Origin of the sequence: Exiguobacterium aestuarii (genome assembly GCF_020171655.1) — a bacterium.
Classification (GTDB): Bacteria; Bacillota; Bacilli; order Exiguobacteriales; family Exiguobacteriaceae; genus Exiguobacterium; species Exiguobacterium aestuarii_A.
Genome location: NZ_JAIVAC010000001.1, coordinates 368,868 through 380,744, shown reverse-complemented (window position 1 = coordinate 380,744; position 11,877 = coordinate 368,868). Strand labels below are relative to the sequence as shown.

Below are 11,877 nucleotides of genomic sequence, written 5' to 3'. Positions count from 1 at the left end.
CATAGCGAACTATGCTTCTTTTGATTATACAAATTCAATCAACAAGTCGTCACTTTGTATTGTGTCGCCTTCTTTAATATGGATGGCTTTGATCTCGCCATCTTGTGCTGCCTGAATCGTCGTTTCCATTTTCATCGCTTCCGTGACGAGTAGCTGTTCACCACGATGAACACGACTTCCTGGCTCGACCAACACTTTCAAAACAGAGCCTGGCATCGAGGCACCGACTTGTTTCGGGTTCGAACGATCCACTTTCGGACGGCTCGTTGTCGCTGATTTGACGTTCACGTCTTTAATCTCAATTTCACGCGGTACGCCGTTCATCTCATAAGAGACGAGACGAATGCCATCTTCGTTTGCCGCACTCACTTGTACGAGCTTGATGATCAACGTCTTCCCTGTCTCGATTTCAACTTGAATCGTCTCACCAACGTTTAATCCGTAGAAGAACGTCAACGTGTCGAGGACGGATACGTCACCGTATGTCGTCGTATGTTTGACATAGTCTTCGTATACCTTCGGATAGAGCGCGTGGGCGAGAAGCTCAAAGTCTGTGACCGGTCGCTCAAACTTCTCGAACAACTCTTGGCGTGCTGATTCAAAGTCATATGGCTTGATTAGTTTACCAGGACGAACGTTCAGTGGCTCCTCCCCTTTTAAGATGACTTGTTGGACATCTTTCGGGAAACCGCCAGGAGGTGTACCTAACTCGCCGCGCATCATCTCGACGACCGAGTCTGGGAAGTCGAGTTGATGGCCACGCGTCATCACATCCTCTTCTGTCAAGTTGTGCTGCACCATGAAGAGCGCCATATCACCGACGACTTTCGAAGAAGGGGTGACCTTGACGATATCACCGAACAACATGTTGACACGGGCATACATCGCCTTCACTTCTCCCCAACGGTCTCCAAGCCCGACTGCTTTCGCTTGTTGCTGAAGGTTCGAATATTGACCACCTGGCATCTCGTGTTCGTATACAGACGGATGCGGTGCGCGCATATCACTTTCGAACGGTTCGTAGTTGTGGCGCACGTCTTGCCAGTAATCACTGATCACTTCATATTGTTTCGGATCAATCTTCGGCTGACGTTCGTGGTGGTTGAGCGCGTAGACTAAACTTCCACCTGAAGGTTGCGATGTCATCCCTGACATCGAGCTTGCGGCAACGTCGACGATGTCGACACCAGCATCCGTCGCACGTGCGTAAGTGAAGATCCCGTTCCCTGAAGCATCGTGTGTATGCAAGTGAATCGGCAAATCGACCGCATCTTTCAATGCTGACACGAGCGCATAGGCTGATTCCGGCTTCAATAAGCCGGCCATATCTTTAATAGCTAGAATATGCGCACCACTCGCTTCAAGTTTCTTCGCAAGGTCAATGTAGTACGGAAGATGGTATTTCGGACGGTTTCCGTCATACAAGTCACCTGTATAACAAATCGCCGCCTCCGCTACTTTTCCTGTCGGTAGCGTCGCATCGATTGCTAATTGAATCGACTCTAGGTTGTTAAGACTGTCGAAGATTCGGAATACGTCGACTCCTGCATACGCCGCTTCATGCACGAACTTCTCAATGACGTTGTCCGCATAGTTTTTATACCCGACCGCGTTCGCGCCGCGAAGCAACATTTGAATCAAGACGTTCGGCATCTTCTCACGAAGCTTCATGAGACGTACCCATGGGTCTTCTGACAAGAAGCGGTATGCGACATCGAACGTCGCTCCACCCCATGCTTCGACTGAGAACAATTCTGGCATCAGTTTGCTTGTCGGCTCTGCAATATTGAGAATGTCTTGCGTCCGCATGCGCGTCGCAAGCAATGACTGGTGCGCGTCACGCATCGTCGTATCCGTCAATAACAGTTCCGGTTGACGTTTGATCCAGTCAGCCAGGCCGTCTGGACCGAGTTCCGTCAAGATTTGTTTCGTTCCCGGTTTTGCTTCTGTCGGTAGGTCTTGCGGGATACGTACCGAGCGGCTGATCGGCTTGTCTTTCAGACCGACTCCTGGGAATCCGTTCACTGTCACATCGCCGATATAGTTCAACAACTTCGTACCACGGTCTTTTCGTTTCGGGAAGACGAACAGTTCTGGCGTCTCATCGATGAATGACGTGTTGTAGTCCCCATTGATGAAGTTCGGATGCTTCATGACGTTAATCAAGAAGGGGATGTTCGTCTTGATTCCACGAATTCGGAACTCGTTCAAGTTTCGGACCATTTTCGAAGCGGCTTGTTCGAATGTCATACCATGCGTCGACAGTTTCACGAGAAGTGAATCGTAGTACGGTGAAATTTCTGCACCGACGTACGCGTTTCCGCCGTCAAGACGGACACCAAAACCACCTGGAGAACGGTATGCCATGATTTTCCCAGTATCAGGCATGAAGTTGTTCCCTGGGTCTTCTGACGTAACACGTGATTGAATCGCATAACCGAGAAGTTTAATGTCCTCTTGCTTCGGCATTTGAATCATATCACCGTGAAGCGATTCTCCTTGTGCAATCATCAATTGCGTTTGGACAATATCAAACCCTGTGACCATCTCTGTGATCGTATGCTCAACTTGGACGCGTGGGTTTACTTCGATGAAGTAGAATGATTCGTCTTCCGTCACTAAAAATTCGACCGTACCAGCGTTGACGTATCCGACGTGACGCATGAGTTGAACCGCCGCATCACAAATCGCTTGACGTGATTCTTCGGATAACGTCACACATGGTGCCACTTCGACGACCTTTTGATGTCGGCGCTGCACCGAACAGTCACGCTCGAACAAGTGAATGATGTGACCGTGCTCATCTCCGAGAATTTGAACCTCGATGTGCTTCGGACGTTCGACTAATTTCTCTATGTACACTTCATCAGAACCAAAAGCTTGTTTCGCTTCCGATTTCGCACGTTCAATCAAATCTTTCATTTCCGCTTCTGTACGGATGACACGCATCCCGCGTCCTCCGCCACCCATTGATGCTTTGACCATGAGTGGGAAGCCGTGTTCGTTCGCAAACGCTTCTGCATCTTCATACGATGTGAGCGGACCGTTCGAGCCTGGGATGACAGGAAGACCTGCAGCAATCGCACTCTGACGTGCCCGCACTTTGTCCCCGAACGCATGCAAGTGCGACTCGTGTGGACCCACAAAGATGATGCCCTCTTCACGGCAACGTCGTGCGAGGTCAATGTTTTCTGAAAGGAAACCATATCCCGGGTGAATCGCGTCACTACCTGATTCCTTGGCGATACGAATGACACCTTCGATATCGAGGTACGCATCAATCGGCTTCTTATCGAGTCCTACCAAGTAGGCTTCATCGGCTTTAAAGCGATGTAATGAACCGCTATCTTCTTGCGAATAGACGGCTACAGTCCGAATGCCTAACTCAGTTGCCGCTCGAAATACGCGAATGGCAATCTCCCCACGGTTTGCAACAAGTAACTTTTTAATTGGTTTCAAATGAAATCCCCCCGTTAAATTAATTTAAATGTTTCTTACCTGACCACATGAAGCGATGAACGTTGAACGTTCTCTTCGGACTTCACCCGAATTTCTTCTCGTCGTGTCGCTTCTCGATGACGGTTACGCATCGAGATACTACTAAGTACCCCGAGAACACCCATCATCATGATCAGCGACGTCCCCCCATAACTGACCAGCGGCAAGGTCACCCCTGTCCCTGGGAACCAACCAGACATCGCACCGATATTGATGGCTGTTTGAATGATGATCTGTGATGCAATCCCAAACGAGACGAACATCGCAAAATGACTATCCGCATGATTGGCAATATGAATCGCGCGAAACGCGATGAAGAAGAGCAGTACCAAAACCGTCAACACACCGAAGAACCCTAACTCCTCAGCAATGATCGACATAATATAGTCGGTTTCAGGTTCTGGCAAATACCCATACTTTTGAAAACTGTTCCCGAGCCCGACACCCGTCAATCCTCCATGTACGATTGAGATGATCGACATGAGCAACTGATGACCGTAACCTTCCGGGTCCATGAACGGGTTGAATACAACCTCAATCCGGCTCCGTTGATTCTCAGAAAAGATTGTCGTGAACAATAAGAAGACCGTACCGACACCGGCTAAAATCCCAGGAATCAAAATCCGTAATGGTGCCCCGACACCGAACCACATGAGAAGCATGATGGATCCGAGGACGAATAATCCCCCCATATCCGGCTGTCCATTGATGGCGATGGCGTAGAACGAGAAGTAAAAAAGAATCGGTACTAAGAAGAAGGCACCAATTTGAGCACGCCATCCTTTTTTCACGATGGCAGCCCGAGCTAGACGCCCCGGTAGTCCTTTCAACTCATTATTCCATAGCTCGTGGTAATAGTTCGCAAGCAGTATGATGAGAACGAATTTAGCAATCTCGACCGGTTGAATAGTAAATCCGCCGATGATGAGCCAAGCCCGTGCCCCGTTCAATGGCGGCATCGCCCAAGTGACAAATAGCAAGATGACAGAGACCGCATAGAGACTGAGACGAATGCCTTTCTTCCGAAACATCTCATAGCGGAACAACGTCGCAATCAAGTAAACAAAGATCCCAATTCCTACGTAGACGAGCTGGCGATAGAACAAGCTGCTATTCGCATAGTCCCCACGATTCCAAACGCTCGCACTGTAAATCATGATCGAGCTGATCCCGACGAGTAAGAGCACTGACAAAAACAACGCAAAATCAAAATACCGAAACCGTGTTTTCATGTATTCACTTCCTTATGTAAAACAATCCGACAACCTTTATAAAAAAATACTCAAACAGCGCCACTTGCACAGTTTGAGTATAAGGTTCATAATTCTGAAGCTTCTGCCAAGGCAGACAACTTTTGTTCCAATGAATCGAGCAGTCCTTTACCTTCAATGTCTGAAATGAGTCCAAGACGAACCGCAAAATCAATTTGGCGCGATAGTCCAAACATATGTGTATCAAGCACCTCTTCATAAAGCGGGCACTTCGGCATTTTTAGGTTTTCTAACTGCACTTCAATCAGACAACGGATTTTTTCAGCATCCGCCTCGAGTAACTGAAGCGCTTGCTCCCGTTGGATTGCAGCCAAATTTGTCGCCACTACGACCCCTCCTCCGTACGATGACAGACTGTTTGTCATAACTCAACTGTACATTATCTTTCATCATAATTCAATGTACAGTATAGATGATTGCGACATTCTTCCTCTTTTCCATTTTACGAGAAAGAGCGCTATAATGAAACGTGTAATGTGTATAAAGGGGGATGTTAGCATGATTTTTCCACTAGACGGAGCGGTTCGTCACAGTTTGACGATTGACCCGACCGTATGGATTTTTGACGACCGAAAACGAAAGATTGAAGAATTGGACTCGGTGACCGAGAATGACCGTGAGGCCTACTATGCGAAAATGGGGAAAGCATGGGACGATGGTCTATCGCAAGGAACAAGAATCGACCACAATAAGCCGATGTCTCGTCAAGATAAAGACGCAGCATTGCGCGATTCGTTCGCGATGCCGCTCGCACCATTTTTGAACAATGCCGAACCAATTGATTTGGCCACACACGTCCGTTTTTACGGAGAAACGGTGTTGACGCTGTCGCTTAGTGAAGCATCACGCGTGTACTTACAATTTTCAAAAGACGGGAAAGTACTCGCTGACGGACCGGTCTATGTATTATATGAAGACCAGGTCATTCGCCAAGTGAATCACATAACCGTACTGAGCAATCAATGAGAAGGAACTTTCCTTCTCATTTTTTGGACTTTTTACTTCACAAAGTGTAATATGTAGTGTATTGACTACAAATTGAATAAGAAAGGTCGTGACGCTTACGATGCCTCTTTGGAAACGAAATTTAATAGTTGTTTGGATCGGTAGCTTCTTGACCGCCGCTTCAATGAGTCTCGTCCTCCCCTTCCTACCGTTGTTTATTGAACAACTCGGGGTAAAGGACCCTGACCATGTCGTCACTTGGTCGGCGATCGCGTTCGGCGCGACGTTCCTCGTGGCCGCCATCGTTTCCCCGATGTGGGGACGTCTGGCTGACCAAAAAGGAAGAAAGTTGATGCTTATCCGAGCAAGCCTCGGAATGGCTATTGTGATGTTTCTCATTAGTTTTGTGCAAGACGTGTATCAACTGGTCGGGTTGCGTTTACTCATGGGTGCCGTTTCTGGATTTATCTCAGCCGGTATCACCTTAGTCGCTTCCCAAACCCCAAAAGAGAAAAGTGGCTGGGCGCTCGGTACCTTGTCGACCGGTGGAATCACCGGTGGTCTACTCGGTCCGCTCATCGGCGGACTGCTTGCAGACTGGATTGGGCTTCGATCCGTTTTTCTCTTTACCGGAAGTGCACTCTTCCTAACATTCCTCATCACGCTCTGGTTCGTAAAAGAAGACTTTGTCCCAGTGAAACGTGAAGAACTCGCTTCAGTGAAGTCCATTTTCGCCTCACTGCGGCATCCGCAATTGATTGTCGGGTTGTTTGTGACAACGTTCCTCATCCAGTTCTCAACACAATCAATCGGACCACTCTTGACGTTATATGTACGTGAATTAAATCCGCATACGACCGCACTTGCCTTCATGGCAGGGATTGTCGCATCTGCCCCTGGGCTCGCCGCTCTCTTTTCGGCGCAGCGTCTCGGACGATTATCGGACCGATACGGGGCAGAACGAATCTTATTTTGGGCACTGCTACTCTACAGTTTATTCTTAATCCCGCAAGCGTTCGTCACCTCGACGACCCAACTCATTCTGTTACGCTTCGGGATTGGATTTGCGACCGCTGCGTTGATGCCATCCGTTCAGTCGTTGCTGCGACAGCATACTCCAACCGCTGCAACCGGAAGAATCTTTTCATATAATCAGTCCGCTCAGTTCATGGGAAATCTACTCGGACCGCTATTTGGATCTCAAATCGTGGCACACTTCGGATTTTCCGCACTGTTCATCGTCACAGGATTGATCATGATTTCAAACGCCTTTTTAGAACGGACGAACGTCCAATCGCTACAACTCGATACAAAATAACGCCGAGCGTTTAGCTCGGCGTTATTTGTTTATCTCGCTTATAACAAGTCGGCCGCCAATCTTGCGAGAGACGAACGTTCCCCTTTTACAAGTTGGACGTGACCGAAGACATTTTGTCCTTTGAATCGTTCAACGGCGTATGTCAATCCGTTCGAATATTCATCTAAATACGGATGGTCGATTTGGTACGGGTCACCGACGAGAACAATTTTCGAGTTCTCCCCGACACGGGTAAGAATCGTCTTGATTTCATGTTTCGTTAAGTTTTGAGCTTCGTCGATGATGATGAACTGGTCGGGCATGCTTCTTCCTCGAATATAAGTGAGCGCTTCGAGTTGAATCGATTTCATGCCAGCCAGAATATTTCCTAGCTCATCTTTTGAATTGGCACTGAAGAGAAATTCTAGATTATCATAGATCGGTTGCATCCATGGACGTAATTTTTCTTCCATCTCACCTGGCAAGTAGCCGATATCGTTCCCCATCGGGACGACCGGTCGGGCAACGACGAGCTTGTTGTATCGTTGCTCGTCCTCAACGAGTGAGAGTCCTGCCGCTAGAGCAAGGAGCGTCTTTCCGGTTCCCGCTTTCCCAAGTAACGTGACGAACGGAATGTCATCTCGCAACAATAAGTCGAGCGCCATCCGCTGCTGGACGTTTCGTGGATGAATTCCCCAGATGTGGTCAGCGTCGAGCGCTAACGGACGAACAATCGGTTGGAGCGTGTCGACAACCGCGAGCGCACTCGCTTTCGACACGTTACTTTTTAACACGACGAACGAATTCGGATATAACGTTTGTTTCGTCAATGCGGATGTCGGAAGTTGGCGTACTTTATAAAATTCATCAATAAGTGATTGATCGACCTCGATTTCACGATAGCCGGCATACAAATTCGTCGTATCGACGATATGGTCGGTCAGATAGTCTTCTGCATCAATTCCGATTGCGTCCGCCTTCACACGGACCAATATATCTTTTGAGACGACGACGACTTTATGGTTCGTGTCATGCTCGTATTGTTTCATTAATTTTAAGGCAACGAGTAGGATGCGGTTATCGTTCGTCATCACGTCGAATGGAATATCGACTTCGTGTTCGTGTCCAATCTCGACAAAGAGACGTCCACCGTTTTCAAGTGGGACGCCATCATGAAGTTTCCCCGATGTTCGGAGTTGGTCTAGAACACGCGACGTTTCACGGGCGTTCCGCCCGACCTCATCCATGTTTCGTTTTTTACCATCAAGTTCTTCTAAGACAATGGCCGGGATGACCACATCATGTTCTTCAAATTGAAATAAGGATAGCGGATCATGTAAGAGTACGTTCGTATCGAGTACATACGTTTTTTTCATAGACTTTGCCGCCCCTCGACTATAGGATGGTAATCAAGAATGAAGACTTTCTTTTACTTCACGGTCTAACTTTTCCGCCGCACGAATATCATACGTTTTCGTAATTTCGGGCTGAGCGTATGCTGCACCATAAAATGAGATGTTCCTCACTTCTTCGACATGTCCTTCAAAAAAACGAAGATGAAGGCTCGGTTTTACCGCTGGCTCAAATTCTTGGATGGATGAAAGTAGAACATGATAGGACTGACCATCTTCGATAAAGATGAGACCCGCTGTCTTTTCGGTCGATAAAATCGTCACGATGTGCGAATTCTTGGTTAATGCGAACCGCATCGTGTCCTTGTCGAGTGCTTGCACCCAACTGATGGCGTGGCTGATTGGCCAACGCTTTGCCTCATCAAAACCGACGAGAAATGTTAACGGCATGTCATTCAACAATCGCTGTTGAGCGGCTGTCAATTCAAACGTTGCCTTACTCGCCATTCAACTCCCCTCCTTTTAACCGGGTATGGTTGTACCATTCTCCCTTATCGATTCAATTCCCTGCTTTCAACGAATGAAATCATGCTATACTCATCCTATAGAGGAAGGTGAGAAGATGCGTGTAAAATGTTCTCTTTGCGATAAAATCGAAACAATCGACTCATGGTCGTTTGAAGCAAAACGATTGCGCAACAAGCCGGCTAAAACGTATATGTGTCAAGACTGTCAGGAGCGAATCAGCGAACGTACGGCTGAACGCGCCGCATCTGGACAATTCAAGTTATATCCTACATTTCGACAAAAGCGAAATTGGTAATGAAAACGGGCGCCTCCGAAGAGACGCCCGTATTTTTTATGACTCGACTGCATCCTGACGACGGTTCCACCAGAGACGACCGCGATAGATGGCCAACACGATGGCCATGACAGCAAGTACTTCTGGAATCGGCCATGTGAAAAAGACGAGCGCCATCGTCCCTGCACCAAGTGCAAGTAGAATATAGACGATGAGTGATTTCCACCATGCCAATTGTTTTGCAAAACCAAGCTTAAAGACGAGAATCGTCAGTAAGATGACCGTGACAACGAGTGCGTTGAATCCGACCGAAAAATCGTTCGGGTCGCTCCCGACACCTAGCATCGAGGCAATCCACGGAACATCAATTTGTGTGATATCGATTGTTTGAGAAGCTTTCAAGACAAAGAGTCCCCCTTTATTTCATACACATCCATTCTACACTATTCCATGCAAAAGGGAACGCCGAAGCGTTCCCTTTTCTACTACTTATTCTTTACCAAGTTTACGACGCTTGTCAGCTTTCTCGCGTTCGTTCTTGTTCAAGATTTTCTTACGAAGACGGATTGACTCTGGCGTGATTTCACAGTACTCATCATCGTTCAAGAACGTGAGCGACTCTTCAAGTGAGAAGACGCGCGGACGTTTCAAGACTTGTGTCGAGTCTTTTGCTGAAGCACGCATGTTTGTCAATTGCTTCCCTTTAACGGCGTTAATCGCAAGGTCGACGTCACGGTTACATTCACCGATGATCATTCCTTCGTATACATCCGTACCTGGCTCGATGAAGATCGTTCCACGGTCTTCGAGTGCACCGATTGAGTAAGCCGTTGACTTCCCGTTTTCGATACAAACCATAACACCACTGCGACGACCACCGATATCAGCTGCGATATACGGACGGTACTCTTCGAACGTGTGGTTCAAGATTCCGTATCCACGTGTCGCCGACAAGAATTCGTTACGGTAACCGATGAGTCCGCGTGATGGAACGATGAATTCCATACGTGTCTGACCGTTATCGTTCGTGTTCATGTTGGCAAGTTCACCTTTACGGAGACCGATCGACTCCATGACTGAACCTGTGTACTCTTCTGGTACGTCGATGATCACGCGCTCAAACGGCTCAACTTTCGTACCGTTTTCGTCTTCACGGATGATAACTTGTGGCTTCGATACTTGAAGCTCGTAGCCTTCACGACGCATGTTCTCGATCAAGATACCGAGGTGAAGCTCACCGCGTCCTGATACGATCCATTGGTCAGGAGAATCCGTGTTTTCCACACGAAGTGACACGTCTGTCTCAAGTTGTTTCATCAAACGCTCTTCGATCTTACGTGCAGTGACGAAGTCCCCTTCACGTCCTGCGAACGGCGAGTTGTTCGTCATGAAGCGCATTTGAAGTGTTGGCTCATCGATACGAAGGAGCGGAAGTGGCTCTTCTTTACCGACTGGCGTAACTGTCTCACCAACGTTGATGTCTTCCATCCCGGCGATAGCGATCAAGTCACCTGCTTTAGCTTCTTCGATTTCAACGCGCTTGAGGCCGAAGTAACCGAACAATTTCGTGACACGGAGTTGCTTCACCGTACCATCTGTCTTACAGAGTGATACTTGCTCACCGACTTTGATTTTCCCACGGAAGACGCGACCTACACCGATACGACCGAGGTAGTTATCGTAGTCGAGCATCGTCACTTGGAATTGAAGTGGCTCATCTGAGTTATCCACTGGAGCTGGTGTGTTTTCAAGAATTGTATCGAGCACGTGTGTGATCGTGTCTTCTTGGTTTGCTGGATCAGGATCGAACGAACTTGAACCGCTGACAGCCGATGTATAGACGACAGGGAATTCAAGTTGATCTTCATCTGCGCCAAGATCGATCAAGAGATCGACGACTTCATCGACAACATCGAGTGGACGAACCATCGGCTTATCGATTTTGTTAACAACGACGATCGGACGAAGTCCTTGGTCGAGTGCTTTTTTCAATACGAAGCGAGTCTGTGGCATACAGCCTTCACGCGCATCGACGACGAGGATAACGCCATCAACCATACGCATGATTCGTTCAACTTCCCCACCAAAGTCTGCGTGACCTGGAGTATCTACGATGTTAATGCGAGTGTCTTTGTAATCGATTGCCGTGTTTTTCGCGAGAATTGTGATTCCGCGCTCACGTTCGATATCGTTTGAGTCCATCGCGCGTTCTGCGACTGCCTCGTTCGTCCGGAAAGTACCAGACTGTTTCAATAATTCATCGACTAACGTTGTTTTACCGTGGTCAACGTGAGCGATGATGGCTACGTTACGAAGGTTTGTTCTTACGTTCATGTAGTTATTCCTCTCTTATTTAAAAAGTTTCAGCTTTTCTTCAACTTTAAGAGTATAGCACACGTCACAGTACCTTTGTCGAGTGGAATCGACTGTGAACGTTTTCATTGGACGTTTTTTATCATACAATGGGGTAGAGAAGAGAAAATAAGGAGGAGTCTCCATGCAGCTTATGTTTCTATTGATTGCCATGGCCGTCGTCGCTGGATTTGTCGGCATCGGCATTGGGGTGGCCGAAGGAAGCGCCGCCATCATTTTAGGCAGTCTCGTACTTAGTGGTGTCGCGACGTTCTTTGGTATTCAATTACGTCGTCGCATTCTTTCCGACCGTCAATCTTAATAAACACAATAGGGTTGCCCGACTTTCGTCAGAGCAAC

General features: G+C 47.8%; 11 protein-coding genes. 4 read left to right on the top strand and 7 right to left on the bottom strand.

Annotation, left to right across the window (positions count from 1 at the left end):
- Positions 1–24: 24 nt before the first annotated feature.
- The 3 genes from LCM29_RS01960 to LCM29_RS01950 all read right to left on the bottom strand — a co-directional run bounded on the left by LCM29_RS01960 (position 25) and on the right by LCM29_RS01950 (position 5,095).
- Positions 25–3,459, bottom strand: coding sequence for a pyruvate carboxylase (locus LCM29_RS01960; RefSeq protein ID WP_224860582.1), 3,435 nt, complete (start codon positions 3,457–3,459; stop codon positions 25–27).
- 35 nt (positions 3,460–3,494) lie between these two features.
- Positions 3,495–4,730: an FtsW/RodA/SpoVE family cell cycle protein gene (locus LCM29_RS01955; protein ID WP_224860580.1), complete on the bottom strand. Its 1,236-nt coding sequence runs from the start codon at positions 4,728–4,730 to the stop codon at positions 3,495–3,497.
- An 86-nt stretch (positions 4,731–4,816) separates the two neighbouring features.
- Positions 4,817–5,095 (bottom strand): YlaN family protein, encoded by a 279-nt coding sequence (locus tag LCM29_RS01950; protein ID WP_015881276.1) that lies wholly within the window; start codon positions 5,093–5,095, stop codon positions 4,817–4,819.
- A gap of 172 nt (positions 5,096–5,267) precedes the next feature.
- On the opposite strand from LCM29_RS01950, the gene LCM29_RS01945 reads away from it, so the two are divergent.
- Positions 5,268–5,735 carry a hypothetical protein gene (locus LCM29_RS01945; RefSeq protein WP_224860578.1) on the top strand — a complete coding sequence of 156 codons (468 nt, stop codon included), beginning with the start codon at positions 5,268–5,270 and terminating at the stop codon, positions 5,733–5,735.
- Between the two features lie 100 nt (positions 5,736–5,835).
- Complete coding sequence (locus tag LCM29_RS01940) at positions 5,836–7,032, top strand: multidrug efflux MFS transporter (RefSeq protein WP_214760428.1); 1,197 nt, start codon at positions 5,836–5,838, stop codon at positions 7,030–7,032.
- 38 nt (positions 7,033–7,070) lie between these two features.
- On the opposite strand, the gene LCM29_RS01935 is transcribed toward LCM29_RS01940, so the two are convergent.
- Positions 7,071–8,387 (bottom strand): PhoH family protein, encoded by a 1,317-nt coding sequence (locus tag LCM29_RS01935; RefSeq protein ID WP_214695586.1) that lies wholly within the window; start codon positions 8,385–8,387, stop codon positions 7,071–7,073.
- Between the two features lie 33 nt (positions 8,388–8,420).
- Entirely contained in the window at positions 8,421–8,870 is a 450-nt protein-coding gene (locus LCM29_RS01930; RefSeq protein ID WP_224860575.1) for a hypothetical protein, read from the bottom strand.
- Between the two features lie 115 nt (positions 8,871–8,985).
- Between LCM29_RS01930 and LCM29_RS01925 the strand changes: the two genes are divergently transcribed.
- On the top strand, positions 8,986–9,186 hold the full coding sequence (locus LCM29_RS01925) for a YlaI family protein (protein WP_214819563.1): 201 nt from the start codon (positions 8,986–8,988) through the stop codon (positions 9,184–9,186).
- Positions 9,187–9,222: 36 nt separating this feature from the next.
- Here the strand turns inward: LCM29_RS01925 and LCM29_RS01920 are convergent, their stop codons facing one another.
- Positions 9,223–9,567 (bottom strand): YlaH-like family protein, encoded by a 345-nt coding sequence (locus tag LCM29_RS01920; RefSeq protein WP_074034961.1) that lies wholly within the window; start codon positions 9,565–9,567, stop codon positions 9,223–9,225.
- A gap of 87 nt (positions 9,568–9,654) precedes the next feature.
- Positions 9,655–11,499 carry a translational GTPase TypA gene (gene typA, locus LCM29_RS01915; protein ID WP_214819560.1) on the bottom strand — a complete coding sequence of 615 codons (1,845 nt, stop codon included), beginning with the start codon at positions 11,497–11,499 and terminating at the stop codon, positions 9,655–9,657.
- A 163-nt stretch (positions 11,500–11,662) separates the two neighbouring features.
- Between typA and LCM29_RS01910 the strand changes: the two genes are divergently transcribed.
- Complete coding sequence (locus tag LCM29_RS01910) at positions 11,663–11,839, top strand: DUF5325 family protein (RefSeq protein WP_214748310.1); 177 nt, start codon at positions 11,663–11,665, stop codon at positions 11,837–11,839.
- The last annotated feature ends 38 nt before the right edge of the window (positions 11,840–11,877 follow it).